The following is a 19,875-nucleotide window of genomic DNA, read 5'->3' as shown; positions in this document are numbered from 1 at the left end:
AATGCCCCTGTGGTTCTCCCACAGGGGCAAGGGCCCTCAGCGGTTGATCTGGATTTCTGTACGGCGGTTCAAGGCACGGCCATCAGCGGTTTTGTTGTCGGCCACGGGATGGCTTTCGCCCGCACCGGTCACAGACACAAAGCTGCTGCGCGGCACGCCGGCGCCGATCAGGTAATCGGTGACCGAATGGGCGCGTTTTTCCGAGAGCCTCTGATTGTAGGCGTCTTTGCCAACGCTGTCGGTGTGGCCACTGACCCGCAGCTGGGCGGTCGGTGCTTCCTGTTTCAAGCGAGTGGCGATGGTATCGAGCTTGGTTTTATCTGCGGCCGTCAACTGGGCCGAATCGAACTGGAAGTGCACATCGCGGATCACGATGGTCTCTTCCTTGACCACCACGACCTCCTCTACCACGGCCGCAGGCGGTGCGGGTGGGCAGCCATTGGCATCGACCTGCACACCTTTGGGCGTGCCAGGGCACTTGTCGCGGCTGTCCGGCACGCCATCGCCATCCTCGTCGCCATCGCCGTTCACCCAGCAATAGGCACCAGCCATGCCGCCGACCAGCAACGCGCCATAGCCTGCATAGGCCGAGCTTTCAGTGGCACCGATCGCCGCACCCGTCACACCGCCAAGCGCGGCGCAGGTGGGCCAATCGGTTTTTTGCAAGCCTGCGCAACCTGTCAATACTCCGGTTAGCAGAACCAAGTGTAGAGCTGTCCGCATGATGCTCATCTGATTTCTCCTGAGGGGATCGGCGGGGGCCGACGGGTGGAGTAAAGACGGCTCTTTTCATCTGCGCCACTTCGCCGCGCCCCTGTATTCATTGAGGATCGCCGCGCTTACCGGACATTTCACGGCCACCCGCTCTAGGCCCGCACGCTCAGCCGCGCTAGTCTCTACGGTCCTGATGTGAGGATCTCTGATGACTGCCGGTATTTCTGCCCGTACACCCCAGCAAGCCCTGGCCGCCTTGCTCGACTTGCACCAGCCCAAACGCCTGTTGCTGTTGGGCGCCAGCCAGTTCCCGGCGCTGGAGGCTTTTCAAGCGGCGCACCCCGACACCCAGGTCGCCCTCGCGCCACCCGGCCCACTGCCGGCGGAGTTGGCGGCGCAGCGTTTCGACCTGGCACTGGCAGTCGACTGCCTGGAGCATCTGTCAAAACCGCAAGGACTGACCCTGCTTGGCGGCATCCGCAACCTCAACGCCAGCCGTATCGCGGTGCTGGTGGACCTGGGCGCCTGCGGCTGGAAGGACACCGATTTCTTCTCCCTGGCCCTGCAGGCCGGCGAGCGTTTCCAGCGTGACGAGCAGGTTCTGACGCTGTTTACCTACGATCTGCTTGACTATAAACAGGTGCCGGACTGGCTCAACGCCCGCTTCTGGGCCAACCCGGAAAACTTCGGAAAGTATTGGTGGTAACCCGATGAGTACATCCATTTGCCCCTGCGGCAGTGGCAACCTGCTGGATGCCTGCTGCGGTCATTATCACGCCGGGCATCCGGCTCCCTGCGCCACCGCATTAATGCGCTCGCGCTACAGCGCCTACGTACTGGGGCTGGTGGACTACCTGGTCGCCACCACCCTGCCCGTCCAACAGGCCGGCCTGGACCGTAACGCCATTGCCGCCTGGAGTGCGCAGAGCACCTGGCTGGGTCTTGAGGTGGAAGCCTCCGAGGTGTTCGGCGGCCAGCCGGAACACGCGTTCGTGACCTTCACCGCGCGCTGGCATGACAGCACGGGTGAACATAGCCACCGTGAGCAGTCCTCTTTCGTACAGAATGACGGGCGCTGGTACTTCATCGACCCGACGGTGGAAGTGAAGGCCGGGCGCAATGATGCGTGCCTGTGCGGCAGTGGGCAGAAATTCAAGAAGTGTTGTTCCAGCTACCTCTAACCACCACAGGACTCACGCCATGCTCCGGATGTACAGCTTGATGCTGGCGTTAACCCTTGGCCTCACCGGTTGCGCGTCGTGGTTCGAAGACGATTCGCCGCCGCCTCACGTCTCCCTGGTGAAAGTCGAAGTGGTGCGCGCCAAGCTGCTGGAGCAGAAGTTCAAGCTGTACTTTCGCGTTGACAACCGCGACGACGCCGACCTGACCGTGCGCGGCCTGATCTACAAGGTCACCCTGGGCACCTTCGTGCTGGCCGAGGGCGAGTCCGACGAATGGCTGACCGTACCGCCACGCAGCCATAAGTTTTTCCGGGTCTCGGTGCGCACCAACCTTTGGCCGCAGATCCGTGATGTGGTGCAGATGTTGAAAAAACCCGACCGGCCCGTGCCTTATCGCCTGGAAGGTGAGCTGAAAACCGGATTATTCATCGGTTATGACGTGCAGGTGAATCACAATGGCGAGATAATCCCCGGCGATTTTATTCCGGAGCGACATCGATGACTCAGCAACCCCATGTCCATGGTCCTGACTGCAACCACGATCACGATCATCACGATCACGACCACGGCCATGTCCACGGCCCGAACTGCGGCCACGCCCACCAGGAGCCGGTGCGCAACGCCTTGAAGGATGTTGGCCGCAACGACCCTTGCCCATGCGGCAGCGAGAAGAAATTCAAGAAGTGCCACGGGGCTTGATGCCCTGAGCCCCTAGGCGCCGGCTTGCCGGCGCCTACCGGTGGTTTGCCCAGGTGCAGGTGTGCATCGAGCGATGCTCGCAGCGGTTGGTGCAGGTGTGGGTGGACAACGCAGTTCAAGCGCAGTGGCAAGCTTCCAGCCGCAAGGTAGAGCGCTTGTAACTTACCGCTTGATACTTGTAGCGTGTACCTTCCCAATCCACAGCGTTGGAGCACTCGATGATTGACCTGTATTACTGGACGACCCCCAACGGTCACAAAGTATCGCTGTTCCTGGAAGAAGCCGGCCTGCCCTATAAGGTGCACCCGATCAATATCGGCCAGGGCGAACAGTTCAAGCCTGACTTCCTGAAGATCGCTCCCAACAACCGCATTCCGGCCATCGTCGATCAACACCCGGCCGACGGCGGCGCGCCGATTTCGCTGTTTGAATCCGGCGCCATCCTGTTGTACCTCGCGGAAAAAACTGGCCAGTTCATTCCAAAAGACCTGCGCGGTCGCCAGGAAGTGCTGCAATGGCTGTTCTGGCAAATGGGCGGCCTTGGCCCCATGGCCGGCCAGAATCACCACTTCAGCCAGTTCGCGCCGGAGAAAATCCCTTACGCGATCAAGCGCTACGTGGATGAAACCGCTCGCCTTTACGGGGTGCTCGACCGACGCCTGGCGGACCGTGCGTTCGTGGCGGGTGAGGAGTACAGCATTGCCGACATGGCGATCTACCCATGGATTGTTTCCCACAAGTGGCAGAGCCAGCGCCTGGAAGATTTCCCACATGTGCATCGTTGGTTCAACAGCATCAAGGAGCGGCCGGCAACCGTCCGGGCGTATGAACTGGTGCAGAAAGTGAACCCGCCAAAGCCCTGAGTTGCAGTCGTACTCGCTCAACATGTGGGCGCGGGCTTGCTCGCCCCCACTTTGATTTGCGCAAGACTCAAGATCTGACGCTTAACCCAAACTCCTGCTTGCGTCGTTTCGCCGCGCTCACTAACGTAGCGCCTTTACTGACGCTACCCCCCGCAGGAGCTTTGCCATGGCCTCGCCAGCCCTCTCACATTTTATTCCCCGGTTCGGCGTTGCCGCGGCAGTGGCCAGTGCATTAAGCCTGGCCGGTTGCCAGCTCCAGAGCACCCAGGACACCCTGCCCCCTGTCGCCGGCGTACAGCCGATCAAAGGCTTGGCGCAGAACGTATCGGTACGCCGCAATGCCCAGGGCATGCCGCTGATCGAAAGCAACACCTTCCATGACGCGCTGTTCAGCCTTGGTTACGTGCACGCCAGCGACCGCATCACCCAAATGGTCACCCTGCGCCTGCTGGCCCAGGGTCGCCTGGCGGAGATGTCCGGCCCCGAGGTGCTGGACGTCGACCGGTTCATGCGTGCGGTCAACCTGAAGAAAAGCGCCGGCGAGCTCTACAACGCGTCGTCACCGCGCCTCAAGCGCTTCTTTGAAGTGTATGCCCGCGGCGTCAACGCCTACCTGTTCCGCTACCGCGACAAGCTGCCGCCAGACCTGGCCCAGGCCGGCTACAAGCCCGAGTACTGGAAGCCGGAGGATTCGGCGCTGCTGTTCTGCCTGCTCAACTTCAGCGAGTCGGCAAACCTGCAGGAAGAAATTTCGTCGCTGGTGCTGGCGCAGAAAGTCGGTGTCGACAAACTCGCCTGGCTGACCCCAAGCGCTCCGGATGAGGCGATCCCGCTGGCCGAGGCCGAGAAACTCAAGGGCGTGAACCTGGGCCAGGTGACCGGTCTCGCCGGGTTGGACGCGGTCGGCCAGCAACTGAGCAGCCTCAACTCGCTGGCAGTGACGACATCCAGTAACTGGGCGATCGGTCCGCAACGCAGCCGCAGCGGCAAAAGCTTGCTGGCAAGCGACCTCGCCGCCCAGCCGCAAGCGCCATCCCCCTGGAGCTACGTGCAGATCCGCGCGCCGAAGTACCAGGCCGTGGGCGCATCGATTGCCGGTTTGCCGACCCTGTTGTCCGGCTTCAACGGCAAAGTCGCGTGGAGCATGAGCACGGTCAAGGGCGACACCCAGGACCTGTTCCTGGAAAAGGTCAAACGCCAGGGCAGCGCGTTGTACTACGAGAACAACGGCAAATGGCTACCGGCGGGCGTGCGCAATGAAACCTTCTTCGTCAAAGGCCAGCGCTCGATTCGCGAGGTGGTGTACGAGACCCGCCACGGCGCCCTGCTCAACAGCAGCCAGGCGCTGACCACGGGCCTCGGCCTGGCCTTGCAAACCGCCGACTTCAAGGACGACAAGAGCCTCGATGCGTTCTTCGACCTGTCCCGCGCGCAAAACGCCGGCAAGGCCTCGGACGCGACGCGGGAAATCCGCGCCATCGCACTGAACATGGTCTTCGCCGACGCCAGCAACATTGGCTGGCAGGTCACCGGCCGCTTCCCCAACCGCCGCGAAGGCGAAGGCCTGCTGCCGTCGCCCGGCTGGGACACGCGCTTCGACTGGGATGGTTACGCCGACGCCATGCTGCACCCCTACGACCAGGACCCGGCCCAAGGTTGGATCGGCACTGCCAACCAGCGCACCGCGCCCCGTGGTTACGGCATGCAGTTGTCCAACTCATGGGATGCCCCGGAGCGCAGCGAGCGCCTGGCGCAATTGGCCAATGCCGGCAAGCATGACAGCCGCAGCATGATCGCCATGCAGTACGACCAGACCACCCTCTTCGCCGCCAAGCTCAAGACCCTGTTCCAGGCACCGGGCATGGCCCAGCCGCTGAAACAGGCCATTGATGCACTGCCTGCTGGCGAACAGGTCAAGGCACGTGAAGCGCTGGGTCGCCTGATGGCCTTCGATGGTCGGCTGGTGTCCACGTCCGCCGACGCCGCGCTCTACGAACTGTTCCTGCAGGAAAGCACCAAACAGATCTTCCTCGACGAGCTCGGCCCGGAAAACAGCGCCAGTTGGAAGGCGTTTGTGAGCAACGCCGGCCTGTCCTACGCCGCCCAGGCCGACCATTTGCTGGGCCGTGAAGACAGCCCGTTCTGGGATGACGTGCGCACCCCGCAGAAGGAAGACAAACCCGCGATCCTGGCCCGCAGCCTGGCCGCCGCGATCAGCGCGGGCGACAGCCAGTTGGGTGCCGATCACAAGGCTTGGCAGTGGGGCAAACTGCACACCACCACCTGGAAAAACACCAATGGCCAAGTGATTCGCGGCCCACTGGCTTCCGGTGGTGACCACAACACCTTGAACCCGGCGCCCTACCGCTGGGGCCAGGACTTCACCACCACCCAGGTGCCGGCGCTGCGCATGATCGTCGACTTCGGCCAGGTGGAACCGATGATGGGCCAGGGTGGCATCGGCCAGTCCGGCAACCCGGCCAGCCCGAACTATGCGAATGGCATCGACCCATCGCTCAAGGCGCAATACCTGAGCTTCCCGATGCAGCCGCAGAACTTCGAGAAGGTGTATGGGAAGGCCCGGCTGACCCTGACGCCCGGCAAATAACCCGGTTCCACCTGAAGGAACCGGATCAAACTGTGGGAGCTGGCTTGCCAGCTCCCACATTTGTTCTGCATGCATTCAGATAGAACTTCTGCACTCGACCCCGCCTCCTACCTGATAAGCCCATCGCCCCCGGCACGCCCATGGACCTTGTCATCGCCCGCCCCGAAGGCCTCTACTGCCCCGCCGGAGATTTCTACATCGACCCCTGGCGGCCGGTGGCGCGTTCGGTCATCACCCATGCCCACGGCGACCACGCCCGCACGGGCAACCAGCACTACCTGGCGGCCGCCCCCGGTGAAGGCATCCTGCGTTCACGCCTGGGCCAGGACATCAACCTGCAGACCCAGGCCTACGGCGAGCGACTGGTCCACCACGGCGTCACCTTGAGTTTTCACCCGGCCGGGCATGTGCTCGGCTCGGCCCAAGTGCGCCTGGAATACCAGGGCGAAGTCTGGGTCGCGTCCGGTGACTACAAGGTCGAGCCCGACGGCACCTGCGCCCCCTTCGAGCCGGTGCGTTGCCACACTTTTATCACCGAATCCACCTTCGGCCTGCCGATCTACCGCTGGCAGCCCCAGGCGCAGATCTTCGCCGGGATCAACGATTGGTGGCAGGCGAATATCGCCGCCGGCAAGGCCAGCGTGTTGTTCTGTTACTCATTCGGCAAGGCCCAGCGCATCTTGCATGGCATCGACGCCAGCATCGGCCCGATCCTCAGCCACGGCGCGGTCGAGCCGTTGAACCGGGTGTACCGCGAGGCCGGCATCTATATCCCTGAGACGCTCTACGCCGGTGACTTCAAGAAGACCGACCCGCTGTTGCGCCAGGCCCTGATCATCGCCCCGCCCTCTGCCGGCGGCAGCACTTGGATCAAGCGCTTCGGCGACTACAGCGACGCCTTCGCCAGCGGCTGGATGCGCCTGCGCGGCACCCGCCGGCGACGCGGCGTCGACCGTGGCTTCGTGCTGTCGGACCATGCCGATTGGCCCGGCCTGTTGTGGGCCATCGAGCAAACCGGCGCTGAACGGGTGATGGTCACCCACGGTTCTGTCGGCGTGCTGGTGCGCCATCTGCGGGAAAAAGGCCTGGATGCCCAGGGTTTCACCACTGAATACGGTGACGACGAAGAGGAGGCCAGCGCATGAAAGCCTTCGCCGAGTTGTACGCGAACCTCGACGCCACCACCTCGAGCAACGCCAAGCTTGCCGCGCTGCAAGCCTACTTCCGTCACGCAGCGCCAGAGGATGCCGCCTGGGCTGTGTATTTCCTCTCCGGAGGACGCCCCCGGCAATTGGTGCCCACGCGCCTGTTAAGGGACATGGCCACCGAAGCGTCCGGCATCGAGCCGTGGCTGTTTGAAGAAAGCTACCAGTCGGTAGGCGACCTGGCAGAGACCATCTCCCTGCTACTACCGGAATCCCCCTACACCTCGGAGGACGGTCTCGCGGTGTGGCTGGAGGAAAAACTCCTGCCTTTGCGTGGCTTGCCTCCGCTGGAACTGGCCGAGCGGCTCCCGGCGTTATGGGCGCAATTGGATCAACCAAGCCTGATGGTGTGCATCAAGCTGATCACCGGCAGTTTTCGGGTCGGGGTGTCCAAGTTGCTGGTCACCCGCGCCCTCGCCGCGATGGCCGACCTCGACAGCAAGCGGGTAGCGCAGCGATTGGTGGGCTACACCGACCTGTCCAATCGCCCTACGCCTGAGGGCTACCTCAAGCTGATCGCCGCCGAATCGTCCGACGAGCATGCGCAACGGGGCGGGCAGCCTTATCCGTTTTTTCTCGCCCATGGCCTGGCACAACCGGTGGAGCAATTCGACGCGTTGCTCGGTGCCCCCTCCGACTGGCAGGTGGAATGGAAGTGGGATGGCATCCGTGCGCAACTGGTCAAGCGTGAAGGCCGCCTGTGGATCTGGTCCCGTGGCGAAGAATTGGTCACCGAGCGTTTCCCCGAGCTTCATAGCCTGGTGAGCGGCCTGCCCGATGGCACGGTGATCGACGGCGAAATCGTGGTGTGGAAGGATGCGGTGCAACCCTTCGCCCTGCTGCAGCAGCGGATCGGCCGCAAGACCCTGAGCAAAAAGGTGCTGGAGGATGCCCCGGTCGCGGTGCTCGCGTACGACCTGTTGGAACACGAGGGCGAGGACTGGCGCAACCACACCCAAGCCGAGCGCCGCACCCAACTTGAGCGCGTCGTCGCCCAGTGCAACCAACCGGTTTTGCTCGCCTCCCCGTTGCTGACCGGAACATGTTGGCAAGCGCTGGCCGAACAGCGCGAAGCGTCCCGCCGCCTGGGCGTGGAAGGCATGATGCTCAAGGCACGTGATGGCCTGTACGGCGTAGGCCGTACCAAAGACATGGGCGTGTGGTGGAAATGGAAGGTCGACCCATTCAGCGTCGACGCGGTGTTGATCTATGCCCAGCGCGGCCACGGCCGTCGTGCCAGCCTCTACAGCGACTACACCTTCGCAGTGTGGGACGGCCCGCCCGGCAGCGATCGCACGCTGGTGCCATTCGCCAAGGCCTACTCCGGGCTGACCGACGAAGAAATGCGCAAGGTCGATGCGATCGTGCGCAAGACCACGGTGGAAAAATTCGGCCCGGTGAGCAGTGTGACGCCCAGCATGGTGTTTGAACTGGGGTTCGAGGGCATTGCCCTGTCCAAACGGCACAAGAGCGGGATTGCGGTGCGATTTCCGCGGATGTTGCGCTGGCGCCAGGATAAGAAGGTCGAGGACGCCGACAACCTCGCCACCCTGCAGGACCTGCTGGCCTGACTCGTTGGCAAAAAACCGCCACAAACCGCCTGTGGGAGCGGGCTTGCCTGCGATAACGGTGGACCGGTTCGTTCATCTGTCACTGAAACGCCGCCATCGCAGGCACGCCCGCTCCCATAATGTTGACCCATGACGGACCCAACTTGGTGCACTGTTTTTTGTGCGCCCATTTTCGGGCATCTCCTACACTCAGAACTCCCTCGCCCCACCTTTTAAAACGCTCATTCGGAACTATGGTGCAGAAATTGCTACTTGTGATCCGTCTGACACCGTTCAGTAACAGTCCTAAAAACGCGCCACAAGCGCTTATCTTGGTTTCCAGGGATTACATAATGAAAAAAGCATTGCTGACCCTTTCTGCACTGGCTCTGTGCATGGCCGCAGGTACCGCGCTGGCCAAGGAATACAAGGAACTGCGTTTTGGTGTCGATCCGTCCTACGCGCCGTTCGAATCCAAGGCCGCCGATGGCAGCCTGGTAGGCTTCGATATCGACCTGGGCAATGCGATCTGCGCCGAGCTGAAAGTGAAGTGCAAGTGGGTTGAAAGTGATTTCGACGGCATGATTCCAGGCCTGAAAGCCAACAAATTCGACGGCGTGATTTCGTCCATGACCGTGACCCCGGTGCGTGAAAAGGCCATCGACTTCTCTAGTGAGCTGTTCTCCGGCCCGACCTCGCTGGTGTTCAAGAAAGGTGCTGGCTACTCGACGCCTGAGTCCCTCAAGGGCAAATCCGTGGGCTACGAACAAGGCACCATCCAGGAAGCCTACGCCAAGGCCGTGCTGGACAAAGCCGGTGTGACCACCAAGGCCTACGCCAACCAGGACCAAGTGTATGCCGACCTGACTTCCGGGCGTCTCGACGCTTCCGTGCAAGACATGCTGCAGGCCGAACTGGGCTTCCTGAAGTCGCCAGCCGGTGCTGGCTACGAAGTGAGCGCGGCGATCGACGACCCGTTGCTGCCGTCGAAAACCGCCATCGGTATCAAAAAAGGTAACACTGAACTGAAGGCGCTTTTGGATAAAGGTATCAAAGCGTTACACGATGATGGCACCTACGCCACCATCCAGAAGAAACACTTTGGCGATCTGAACCTGTACAGCGGCAAATAATGCCTGGAGCGCCCCTCCCCTGGAGGGGCGCTTTTTTATCGCCATAGGTCCCGATTTATGTTCGAAGAACTGTTGCAAACCCTCGGCCTGAGCGCGCTCAGCTTGAAGGGTTTCGGCCCGCTGTTGCTGCAAGGCACCTGGATGACGATCAAGTTGTCGGTGCTGTCCCTGGCCGTCAGCGTATTGCTGGGGCTGATCGGCGCCAGCGCCAAATTGTCCAGCCTGCCGTTCCTGCGCATCCCCGCCCAGCTCTACACCACGCTGATCCGTGGGGTGCCCGACCTGGTGCTGATGCTGCTGATTTTCTACAGCCTGCAAACCTGGCTCACCGGCCTGACCGACTTCATGGAATGGGAATACATCGAGATCGACCCATTCAGCGCCGGGGTGATTACCCTGGGGTTTATCTACGGTGCCTACTTCACCGAGACTTTTCGCGGCGCGATCCTTGCGGTGCCCCGTGGCCAACTGGAAGCCGCCACGGCCTATGGCCTCAAGCGCGGCCAGCGGTTTCGCTACGTGACCTTCCCGCAAATGATGCGCTTTGCCCTGCCGGGTATCGGCAATAACTGGATGGTGATGCTCAAGGCCACGGCCCTGGTGTCGATCATCGGCCTGGCCGACCTGGTCAAGGCCGCCCAGGACGCCGGCAAGAGCACGTATCAGCTGTTTTACTTCCTGGTACTCGCGGCGTTGATCTACTTGTTGATCACCAGCGCGTCCAACTTCGTCTTGCGCCGCCTTGAACGTCGCTACTCTGCAGGCGCCCGGGAGGCCGTACGATGATCGAACTCTTGCAGGAATACTGGCGCCCCTTCCTTTATAGCGACGGCCAGCACATCACCGGCCTGGCCATGACGATGTGGTTGCTGACGGCCGCCCTGGTCATCGGGTTCCTGGTGTCGATCCCGTTGTCCATCGCCCGTGTGTCGCGCAAGCGCCTGGTGCGCTGGCCGGTGCAGTTCTACACCTACCTGTTCCGGGGCACGCCGCTCTATATCCAGTTGCTGATCTGCTACACCGGCATCTACAGCATCGCCGCCGTGCGCGAGCAGCCACTGCTGGACGCATTCTTTCGCGACGCGATGAACTGCACCATCCTGGCGTTTGCCCTGAACACATGTGCCTACACCACGGAGATTTTCGCCGGGTCGATCCGCAGCATGGCCCATGGCGAAGTCGAAGCGGCCAAGGCCTACGGCTTGAGCGGCTGGAAACTCTACGCGTACGTGATCATGCCGTCGGCGTTGCGCCGCTCGCTGCCCTACTACAGCAATGAAGTGATCCTGATGCTGCACTCGACCACGGTGGCCTTCACCGCGACGATTCCAGACATCCTCAAGGTGGCGCGGGATGCCAACTCGGCTACCTTTATGACCTTCCAATCATTCGGTATCGCTGCGCTGATCTACCTGACCGTGACCTTTGCCCTGGTCGGTCTGTTTCGTCTGGCGGAGCGCCGCTGGCTGGCCTTCCTCGGGCCGAGCCACTAAGGAGCCTTCATGCGTCATCAGGTCCACGAGCTGATTGCGCCGGTGCCCGGCACGGCGCGGCAGATTCACAGCTTTCACTTCGGCCCGGAACAGGCCGAAGGCAAGATTTACATTCAGTCATCGCTGCATGCCGATGAGCTGCCGGGCATGCTCGTTGCCTGGCACCTCAAGGTCCAGCTGGCGAAGTTGGCCGCGGCCGGTCGCCTGCGCAGTGAGATCGTGCTGGTGCCCATTGCCAATCCGGTGGGCCTGGAACAGGTGTTGATGGATATCCCGCTGGGCCGCTACGAGCTGGAGAGCGGGCAGAACTTCAATCGCCTGTTTGTCGACCTCAGTGAAACGGTGGGTGACCAGATCGAGAACGAGCTTGGGGACGATCCCCGGCAGAACGTCAAGTTGGTCCGCGCCGCGTTGTCCACCGCCCTCGCTGCACAACGCGCCGACACCCAACTGCAATCCCAGCGGCTGGTGCTGCAACGCCTGGCCTGCGACGCCGATATGGTGCTGGACCTGCATTGCGACTTCGAAGCCGTGGCGCATCTGTACACCACCCCCGAAGCCTGGCCGCAGGTGGAACCATTGGCACGCTATATCGGTTCGGAGGCCAACCTGCTGGCCACCGATTCCGGCGGGCAGTCCTTCGATGAGTGTTTCACCCTGGTGTGGTGGCGATTGCAGCAACGCTTCGGCGAGCGCTTTGCGATCCCCATGGGCAGTTTCTCGGTGACCGTAGAACTGCGCGGCCAGGGCGACGTCAACCATGGCCTGGCCAGCCTCGACTGTCAGGCGATCATCAATTACCTGATTCATTTCGGCGCCATTGCGGGCGATGCAGCACCACTGCCCGAACTGCCCTACCCGGCCACGCCGCTGGCCGGCGTTGAACCGGTGGCAACTCCAGTCGGCGGCCTGCTGGTGTTCAGCGCACTGCCGGGTGAATACCTGGAAGCCGGGCAGTTGATCGCTGAAATCATCGACCCCATTTCCGACCGCGTAACGCCGGTGCGCTGCCAGAAGGCCGGCCTGCTTTACGCCCGTTCGCTGCGCCGCATGGCCACTGCCGGGATGGTCATCGGCCATGTCGCAGGCACCGAGGCCTACCGCAGCGGCTATCTACTTTCGCCTTGAGGATGCACGCCCCATGTACAAATTGACCGTTGAAGGCCTGCATAAAAGCTATGGCGACAATGAGGTGCTCAAAGGTGTTTCGCTCAAGGCCAGGACCGGTGACGTGATCAGCCTGATCGGCGCCAGCGGCTCGGGCAAGAGCACCTTTTTGCGCTGCATCAACTTCCTGGAAACCCCCAACGACGGCGCCATGACCCTCGACGGCCAACCGATCCGCATGGTCAGCGACCGCCACGGCATGCGCGTGGCCGATGATGCCGAACTGCAGCGCCTGCGCACGCGCCTGGCAATGGTGTTCCAGCACTTCAACCTGTGGAGCCACATGAGCGTGCTGGAAAACATCACCATGGCACCGCGCCGGGTGCTGGGTTGCAGCAAGAAGGACGCCGAAGATCGTGCCCGTCGCTACCTGGACAAGGTGGGTTTGCCGGCGCGCGTAGCCGATCAGTACCCGGCGTTCCTGTCCGGCGGCCAGCAGCAACGCGTGGCCATCGCCCGCGCCCTGGCGATGGAACCGGAGGTGATGCTGTTCGACGAACCCACCTCGGCCCTCGACCCGGAGCTGGTAGGCGAAGTGTTGAAGGTGATCCAGGGCCTCGCCGAGGAAGGTCGCACCATGATCATGGTGACCCACGAGATGAGCTTTGCACGCAAGGTATCGAGCCAGGTGCTGTTCCTGCACAAGGGCCTGGTGGAAGAGCAAGGCGCACCTGAGGACGTGCTGGGTAACCCGAAGAGTGAGCGTTTGCAGCAGTTCCTGAGCGGCAACCTGAAATAACCAAGGAGCCGCCTTACCGGCGATCAGCACAGGCTTCTACACCATTCTGAAGCACCCAGCGCCAACCACGATGCGAAGCGAGCCGCTCTTGATCTGGCTTTTGATCTTGCCTTTGATCCTAGCGCCCCATCAAACACGCTGGCCGGAATTCGACAGGGATTTGGGGGGTAAACCGGCAGGGATGCCGGTTTAGCCGCCCCGCGCCATGGAGGGCGCGTGGCGGCGGCCCCCCAAATCACTGTCGGATTACGGGCACACCGAGCCTAGGCGAGGTGCCGAGTGTTGGGGCAAGAGCCTTTTGGTTACTTTGGGGCTTTTCCAAAGTGACCCGCTGTAAGAGCGGAACCCCTAGCAGCCGTTACCTAGATAACGGATATGTACCCGGTCTGATCCAATCTCCTGGTCGGCTGTCAGGGCGCCTTCGCGAGCAAGCCCGCTCCCACATTTTTGGATCGCGGGGCAACCGTTAGATAGCGGTTGGCTGTCGGGCCGCCATCGCCGGCAAACCGGCGCCTACAAGGATTGCGTTAAACCTTTGATACTCCGTGAAGGTCTGTGGAATAGGCCTTCCAGAGTTCAGCCACCGCATGGCAAAACCCATCGACTTCGCCAAACAATGGTTTGCCGCCAAAGGCTGGAAGCCGTTCGCCTTTCAGAAAGACGTATGGGCGGCGGTCAAGGGGGGCCAGTCGGGGTTGCTGCATGCCAGCACCGGCGCGGGTAAGACCTATGCGCTGTGGTTTGCCGCCCTCAATCGCTTCGCCATCACTCGCCCGCCCGTGACGGGTAAACGCAAACCTCCCGCTGAACCCCTGACGGTGCTGTGGATCACGCCCATGCGTGCCCTGGCGGCCGACACCGCGCGCGCCCTCGAAGCACCGCTTGAAACATTGGAGATTCCCTGGAATGTCGGCCTGCGCACCGGCGATACCAGCAGCAGTGAGCGCGCCCGGCAGACACGGCGCCAACCCACTGCACTGATCACCACGCCGGAAAGCCTGACCCTGATGCTGGCGCGCGCCGACAGCGAAGTGGGCCTGGCGCACCTGCGCATGGTGGTCGTGGATGAATGGCATGAATTGATTGGCAACAAGCGCGGCGTACAGTTGCAACTGGCGCTGGCACGGCTGCGGCGTTGGCATCCGGAGCTGATGGTGTGGGGTATCTCGGCGACCTTGGGCAACCAGTCCCACGCCTTGGAAGTACTGGTCCCACAAGGGGGCGGGATCAACGTGCAAGGCAAAACGGCTAAACAGCTGCAGGTCGACACCTTGCTGCCACCCGTCGCCGAGCGCTTTCCCTGGGCCGGGCACATCGGCTTGAAGATGTTGCCCCAGGTGGTGGCCGAGGTGGACGCCAGCAGTAGCTGCCTGGTGTTTACCAATACGCGGGCACAATCGGAAATCTGGTATCAGGCCTTACTGGACGCCCGGCCGGACTGGGCCGGGGTGATTGCCCTGCACCACGGTTCGTTGTCCCGGGAAACCCGCGATTGGGTGGAACGGGCGCTGAAAGACGGCCAGCTCAAGGCGGTGGTGTGCACATCGAGCCTCGACCTGGGGGTGGACTTCCTGCCCGTGGAGCGCGTACTGCAGATCGGCTCGGCCAAAGGTGTGGCGCGCTTGATGCAGCGCGCCGGGCGTTCGGGGCATGCGCCAGGGCGGCCATCGCGGGTGACGTTGGTGCCGACCCACAGCCTGGAGCTGGTGGAAGCCGCGGCGGCCCAGGATGCGATTGCCCAGCGGCGCATTGAAGCGCGGGAATCACCGCGCAAGCCATTGGATGTGCTCGTACAACATTTGGTCAGCATGGCGCTGGGCGGCGGGTTTACACCCGATGCCTTACTGGCCGAGGTGCGCGGTGCCAGGGCTTATCGCGACCTCACGGACGCAGACTGGGCGTGGGCGCTGGGTTTTGTGCGCCATGGCGGCCTCTCGCTGACCGCCTACCCGGATTACCGCCGCGTAGAACCAGACGAGCATGGGGTATGGCGTGTCCCCGATGCCCGGCTGGCGCGTCGTCATCGGATGAGCGTGGGCACGATCGTCAGCGATGCCAGTATCCAGCTGAAATTCTGGAGCAAGGGCGGTGGCGGCAAGAATCTGGGGAGTGTCGAGGAAGGCTTTATTGCGCGGCTCAAGCCTGGCGACGGCTTTCTATTTGCCGGTCGCTTGCTGGAGCTGGTACGGGTGGAAAACATGACCGCCTATGTACGCCGCAGCACCGCGAAAAAAGCCGCCGTACCGCGCTGGAATGGCGGGCGCATGCCCCTTTCCAATGAGCTGGCCCAGGCCGTGGTGGAGCGCTTTGATGCGGCGGCGCACGGTCACTATGAAGGCCCGGAGATGCAGGCGGTGCAGTCTCTGTTGCAGACGCAGTTGCGCTGGTCGGGCCTGCCGACGCGCAAGCATTTGCTGGCCGAGGCGTTGAAGTCCAGGGAGGGGTGGCACCTGTTTCTCTATCCGTTCGCCGGGCGCCAGGTGCACTTGGGCCTGGCGAGCCTGCTGGCGTGGCGGGTGAGCCAGCGGCAGGCAGTGACTTTTTCGATTGCAGTCAATGATTACGGGCTGGAGTTGTTGAGCGCCACCGAAGTGGACTGGCCGGCGCTGCTGAATGAATCGTTACTGAGCCCTGAGCATTTGCTGGAGCACGTGGCGGCCAGTCTGAATGCCGGTGAACTGGCCCTGCGCCGCTTTCGCGAGATCGCACGTATTGCCGGGCTGGTGTTTGCCGGATATCCGGGTGCACCGAAAAGTACGCGGCAGGTGCAGGCCTCCAGCGGCTTGTTCTTTGAGGTGTTCAAGCAATATGACCCGCAGAACCTGCTGCTGACCCAGGCCGGGGAAGAAGTCCTGCGCGATGAGTTGGATATTCATCGGTTGGATGAGACATTGCGTCATCTTTCAGCGCTCAAACGAGACCTGCACCTGATCGAACGGCCTACGCCCCTGGCCTTTCCATTGCTGGTGGAGCGAATGCGCGAAAGCCTCAGTTCGGAAAAACTCTCGGAGCGCATTGCGCGGATGGTCAAGGACCTGGAAAAAGTCGCGGATAACGGGAAGCGCTGATGCATTGCTCATTGATGCTGGAGGGGGAAGCGTTGTGGCTGCTGGCCGAAAAGGCGGTGTACTGGCCCGCTCGACAGTGCTTGCTGATAGCCGACGCGCATTTCGGCAAGGCATCCGCCTATCGCAGCCTGGGCCAGCCGGTGCCACAGGGGACCACCACCGAGAACCTGCAGCGCCTGGATCGGCTGCTATCCGCGCTACCGTGCACGCAGGTGATCTTTCTCGGCGATTTCCTGCACGGCCCCGGCTCACATGCCAGCGGCACCCTGAGCGCGCTGAGAGCCTGGCGCGCACGTCATGACAAATTGGCGATGACCCTGATTCGCGGCAATCACGACAAGCGCGCCGGTGACCCGCCTGTCGACTTGAACATCGAGGTCGTCCCAGAGCCGCTGCTGATGGGTCCTTTCGCCCTGCAGCACGAACCGGATGCGCATCCCAGCCATCATGTGCTGGCGGGGCATGTACATCCGGTATATCGCTTGCGTGGCAGAGGCCGGCAGAGCCTAAGGTTGCCGTGCTTTCAGATCGGGACGCGGGTCAGCTTGCTGCCGGCGTTCGGGGCATTTACCGGTGGCTTTGCGGTGGAACAGGAGAATGACCGCCGAATCTTCGTGATCGGCGACCACGAGGTATGGCCAGTGCGATGACCGGCCTTCCAGGTATCAGGCGACAGGCGCGGGTGGTGGCTCGTCCGGCAAGGTCGGTTCACCCGGTTCGGTGGGTTGTGGGTAATCCGGCTCGGGTTGGCCGGGAATGCCGCCCGCATAAGCAGGATCGGCCATCAGGGACCAGGCCAGAACGCCAATCTGGTTGGGTTCAAGCCGGGCAAGTTCTGCGCTGATTCTCGGGTCGATCTTCATAAGGTACTCCTCAAGCGTGGCTCGGCGCGTTTTACACGCGCCGAGGCAGTACACCTAGATAGAGTCACTTTCCGCAGACTAATTCCCTTTACGCGTAAGACCTTTCGATCAAGCGCGTGGGAGGGTGACGCCGCGTTGGCCTTGGTACTTGCCTGCGCGGTCTTTGTAGGACACTTCACAGTCCTCGTCGGACTGCAGGAACAGCATCTGCGCCACACCCTCGTTGGCGTAGATTTTCGCCGGCAAGGTGGTGGTGTTGGAGAACTCCAGGGTCACGTGGCCTTCCCACTCGGGCTCAAGCGGCGTCACGTTGACGATGATGCCGCAACGCGCGTAGGTGCTCTTGCCCAGGCAGATGGTCAGCACATCGCGGGGAATACGGAAGAACTCCACGGTGCGCGCCAGGGCGAAGGAGTTTGGCGGAATGATGCACACGTCGCTCTTGACGTCGACGAAGCTCTTTTCGTCGAAGTTCTTCGGATCGACGATCGCCGAATTGATGTTGGTGAACACCTTGAACTCATCGGCGCAACGTACGTCGTAGCCGTAGCTGGAAACGCCGTAGGAAATCACAGGGGCATCGCCTTGACCACGGATCTGGCGCTCGACGAACGGTTCGATCATGCCGTGCTCTTGCGCCATGCGGCGAATCCACTTGTCCGATTTGATGCTCATGGCGGGTGTCCTGAATAGCGAGGTGGAAAAATTCTGTTGGGCATCTTACCGGGGCCGGCGTTGGGGTTCAAAGGCCACGGGGCTTTTGTTGAAGAATGTCGCGACAAATGCGCCTGCCTTTAAAGCCTCAACCAGCGTGGCCGGTACCCGTAGTGCCATTCAGGGTGACTGGAAATACCACCGCCAGTCACGAATTTGGAGAAACCTTCGGAAATACCATTGGCACGTTCCGGAAAAAGGGTTAAGGTGGCGCCACTGTGCTGCTTGTGTCACTGAGAATCTCTACACGATATGTTGAATTTCGATCCAACCATCTCCAAGAATTTTTCCTGCTCTTTGCACTCAGTCTCGGCCAGGGCTTTTCCTGAGTCGCAGTTAACTTTGTCCAAGGAGATACACCATGTCTAATCGCCAAACTGGTACCGTTAAGTGGTTCAACGATGAAAAAGGCTTCGGCTTCATCACTCCACAATCCGGTGACGACCTGTTCGTTCACTTCAAAGCTATCCAATCCGACGGCTTCAAAAGCCTGAAAGAAGGCCAACAGGTTTCTTTCATCGCTACCCGCGGTCAGAAAGGCATGCAAGCTGAAGAAGTTCAAGTTATCTAACTTGTACTGACTTAGTCGAAAAGACCCCGCCCTCAAAAGCGGGGTTTTTTTATGCCTGCTATTTGGCGCTGCGGTTGATCCAGGCATAAAAAATGTGGGAGCGGGCTTGCTCGCGAGTGCGGTGGATCAGTCGGCACATCTCTCAACTGATACTCCGCACTCGCGAACAAGCCCGCTCCCACACTTAGTCCTGCGTCACTTACTGGAACAGTGACTCACTCGACAAGCCATTCTTCTCCAGGATCTCACGCAAGCGCTTGAGCCCTTCCACCTGGATCTGCCGCACCCGCTCACGGGTCAGGCCGATTTCCAGGCCTACGTCCTCCAGGGTGCTGCTCTCATGGCCGCGCAGGCCGAAGCGGCGAATCACCACCTCGCGCTGCTTGTCCGTGAGCTCCGACAGCCACTGGTCAATGCTTTGGGAAAGATCATCGTCCTGCAACAGCTCGCAAGGATCTGTAGGGCGATCATCCGTCAGGGTGTCCAGCAGGGTTTTATCCGAATCCGGACCCAGCGAGACATCGACCGAAGACACGCGCTCGTTCAAGCCGAGCATGCGCTTGACCTCCCCTACCGGTTTTTCCAGCAGGTTGGCGATCTCTTCAGGCGAAGGTTCATGATCGAGTTTTTGGGTAAGCTCACGCGCTGCCCGCAGGTAGACGTTGAGCTCCTTGACCACATGGATCGGCAACCGGATCGTGCGGGTCTGATTCATGATCGCCCGTTCGATGGTCTGGCGAATCCACCAGGTGGCATAGGTTGAAAAACGAAAGCCCCGCTCTGGGTCGAACTTCTCCACCGCCCGGATCAAGCCCAGGTTGCCTTCCTCGATCAAGTCCAACAGGGACAGCCCACGATTGACGTAGCGTCGGGCGATTTTCACCACCAGGCGCAGGTTGCTTTCGATCATGCGCTTGCGCCCAGCCGGATCGCCCTTTTGCGACAAGCGCGCAAAATGGACTTCTTCTTCGGGGGTCAGCAGAGGGGAAAAGCCGATTTCATTGAGGTACAGCTGGGTCGCGTCGAGCGCCCGTGTGTAGTCAATGTACTTGTGTTGTTTTAACGCGGTGGAGTTCTTGGATTTGGTGCGAACTGAAGGTACAGCAGGTCCCTCATTCGACATCGATTCCGTAGCGATGCCGGTCTCCATAAGGAGAACCTCATCGTCGATGTCAAACTCCGGCGCTTCTTTACTGAGAGCCATTGTTATAGTCCTTTGGTGAGTTCGACCTCAAGCTCAAGCGACGCCTCTATCCTTGGCAACGCTGGAGCCTGTTCCTTCTACGCGAGGAACAGGCTGTGCAACA

General features: G+C 61.4%; 20 protein-coding genes. 16 read left to right on the top strand and 4 right to left on the bottom strand.

Annotated features, from left to right (window positions below; all coding sequences use genetic code 11):
- Positions 1 to 36: 36 nt before the first annotated feature.
- Positions 37 to 732 (bottom strand): PA1041 family peptidoglycan-binding anchor lipoprotein, encoded by a 696-nt coding sequence (locus ATH90_RS06725; protein ID WP_098465914.1) that lies wholly within the window; start codon positions 730 to 732, stop codon positions 37 to 39.
- Positions 733 to 922: 190 nt separating this feature from the next.
- Here ATH90_RS06725 and ATH90_RS06720 point away from each other — a divergent pair, with 190 nt between their 5' ends.
- The 15 genes from ATH90_RS06720 to pdeM all read left to right on the top strand — a co-directional run bounded on the left by ATH90_RS06720 (position 923) and on the right by pdeM (position 17,070).
- Positions 923 to 1,420, top strand: a complete 498-nt coding sequence (locus ATH90_RS06720) for a DUF6231 family protein (RefSeq protein ID WP_034103906.1) — start codon at positions 923 to 925, stop codon at positions 1,418 to 1,420.
- A 4-nt stretch (positions 1,421 to 1,424) separates the two neighbouring features.
- Positions 1,425 to 1,895 (top strand): YchJ family protein, encoded by a 471-nt coding sequence (locus tag ATH90_RS06715; RefSeq protein ID WP_098465913.1) that lies wholly within the window; start codon positions 1,425 to 1,427, stop codon positions 1,893 to 1,895.
- Between the two features lie 19 nt (positions 1,896 to 1,914).
- Positions 1,915 to 2,397: an LEA/WHy family protein gene (locus tag ATH90_RS06710; RefSeq protein WP_098465912.1), complete on the top strand. Its 483-nt coding sequence runs from the start codon at positions 1,915 to 1,917 to the stop codon at positions 2,395 to 2,397.
- Positions 2,394 to 2,594, top strand: coding sequence for an SEC-C metal-binding domain-containing protein (locus ATH90_RS06705; protein WP_003189235.1), 201 nt, complete (start codon positions 2,394 to 2,396; stop codon positions 2,592 to 2,594). The genes ATH90_RS06710 and ATH90_RS06705 overlap by 4 nt, the downstream gene beginning before the upstream one ends.
- Before the next feature lie 218 nt (positions 2,595 to 2,812).
- Complete coding sequence (locus ATH90_RS06700; protein WP_098465911.1) at positions 2,813 to 3,457, top strand: glutathione S-transferase N-terminal domain-containing protein; 645 nt, start codon at positions 2,813 to 2,815, stop codon at positions 3,455 to 3,457.
- A gap of 166 nt (positions 3,458 to 3,623) precedes the next feature.
- Positions 3,624 to 6,065, top strand: coding sequence for a penicillin acylase family protein (locus ATH90_RS06695; RefSeq protein ID WP_098465910.1), 2,442 nt, complete (start codon positions 3,624 to 3,626; stop codon positions 6,063 to 6,065).
- Between the two features lie 140 nt (positions 6,066 to 6,205).
- On the top strand, positions 6,206 to 7,210 hold the full coding sequence (locus ATH90_RS06690; RefSeq protein WP_098465909.1) for a ligase-associated DNA damage response exonuclease: 1,005 nt from the start codon (positions 6,206 to 6,208) through the stop codon (positions 7,208 to 7,210).
- Positions 7,207 to 8,841: an ATP-dependent DNA ligase gene (locus ATH90_RS06685; RefSeq protein WP_098465908.1), complete on the top strand. Its 1,635-nt coding sequence runs from the start codon at positions 7,207 to 7,209 to the stop codon at positions 8,839 to 8,841. Before ATH90_RS06690 ends, ATH90_RS06685 begins: the two co-directional genes overlap by 4 nt.
- 332 nt (positions 8,842 to 9,173) lie before the next feature.
- Positions 9,174 to 9,953 (top strand): transporter substrate-binding domain-containing protein, encoded by a 780-nt coding sequence (locus ATH90_RS06680; RefSeq protein ID WP_027604451.1) that lies wholly within the window; start codon positions 9,174 to 9,176, stop codon positions 9,951 to 9,953.
- 57 nt (positions 9,954 to 10,010) lie between these two features.
- Positions 10,011 to 10,739: an ABC transporter permease gene (locus ATH90_RS06675; protein WP_025855156.1), complete on the top strand. Its 729-nt coding sequence runs from the start codon at positions 10,011 to 10,013 to the stop codon at positions 10,737 to 10,739.
- Complete coding sequence (locus ATH90_RS06670) at positions 10,736 to 11,446, top strand: ABC transporter permease (RefSeq protein ID WP_034103893.1); 711 nt, start codon at positions 10,736 to 10,738, stop codon at positions 11,444 to 11,446. The genes ATH90_RS06675 and ATH90_RS06670 overlap by 4 nt, the downstream gene beginning before the upstream one ends.
- Positions 11,447 to 11,455: 9 nt before the next feature.
- Entirely contained in the window at positions 11,456 to 12,574 is a 1,119-nt protein-coding gene (locus tag ATH90_RS06665) for a succinylglutamate desuccinylase/aspartoacylase family protein (protein WP_034103891.1), read from the top strand.
- A 13-nt stretch (positions 12,575 to 12,587) separates the two neighbouring features.
- The gene (locus ATH90_RS06660; RefSeq protein WP_016973168.1) at positions 12,588 to 13,352 is read left to right on the top strand and encodes an ABC transporter ATP-binding protein; all 765 of its coding nucleotides are present in this window, start codon (positions 12,588 to 12,590) and stop codon (positions 13,350 to 13,352) included.
- Between the two features lie 587 nt (positions 13,353 to 13,939).
- Entirely contained in the window at positions 13,940 to 16,420 is a 2,481-nt protein-coding gene (locus ATH90_RS06650) for a ligase-associated DNA damage response DEXH box helicase (RefSeq protein WP_098465907.1), read from the top strand.
- Positions 16,420 to 17,070 (top strand): ligase-associated DNA damage response endonuclease PdeM, encoded by a 651-nt coding sequence (gene pdeM / locus ATH90_RS06645; RefSeq protein ID WP_069022149.1) that lies wholly within the window; start codon positions 16,420 to 16,422, stop codon positions 17,068 to 17,070. The genes ATH90_RS06650 and pdeM overlap by 1 nt, the downstream gene beginning before the upstream one ends.
- A 15-nt stretch (positions 17,071 to 17,085) precedes the next feature.
- On the opposite strand, the gene ATH90_RS06640 is transcribed toward pdeM, so the two are convergent.
- Together ATH90_RS06640 and dcd are read right to left on the bottom strand one after the other, a co-directional pair.
- Positions 17,086 to 17,283, bottom strand: coding sequence for a hypothetical protein (locus tag ATH90_RS06640; RefSeq protein ID WP_010212420.1), 198 nt, complete (start codon positions 17,281 to 17,283; stop codon positions 17,086 to 17,088).
- Between the two features lie 108 nt (positions 17,284 to 17,391).
- Positions 17,392 to 17,958 (bottom strand): dCTP deaminase, encoded by a 567-nt coding sequence (dcd, locus tag ATH90_RS06635; RefSeq protein WP_034109068.1) that lies wholly within the window; start codon positions 17,956 to 17,958, stop codon positions 17,392 to 17,394.
- 400 nt (positions 17,959 to 18,358) lie between these two features.
- Here dcd and ATH90_RS06630 point away from each other — a divergent pair, with 400 nt between their 5' ends.
- Positions 18,359 to 18,568, top strand: a complete 210-nt coding sequence (locus ATH90_RS06630) for a cold-shock protein (RefSeq protein ID WP_002554837.1) — start codon at positions 18,359 to 18,361, stop codon at positions 18,566 to 18,568.
- A 199-nt stretch (positions 18,569 to 18,767) separates the two neighbouring features.
- On the opposite strand, the gene rpoS is transcribed toward ATH90_RS06630, so the two are convergent.
- Positions 18,768 to 19,772 carry an RNA polymerase sigma factor RpoS gene (gene rpoS / locus ATH90_RS06625; protein ID WP_025855149.1) on the bottom strand — a complete coding sequence of 335 codons (1,005 nt, stop codon included), beginning with the start codon at positions 19,770 to 19,772 and terminating at the stop codon, positions 18,768 to 18,770.
- Between the last annotated feature and the right edge of the window lie 103 nt (positions 19,773 to 19,875).

It is taken from the genome of Pseudomonas lurida (genome assembly GCF_002563895.1).
Taxonomy (GTDB): Bacteria; Pseudomonadota; Gammaproteobacteria; order Pseudomonadales; family Pseudomonadaceae; genus Aquipseudomonas; species Aquipseudomonas lurida.
The sequence above is the reverse complement of the archived record's forward strand: the minus strand, read 5'-3'. Positions and strand labels throughout refer to the sequence as shown.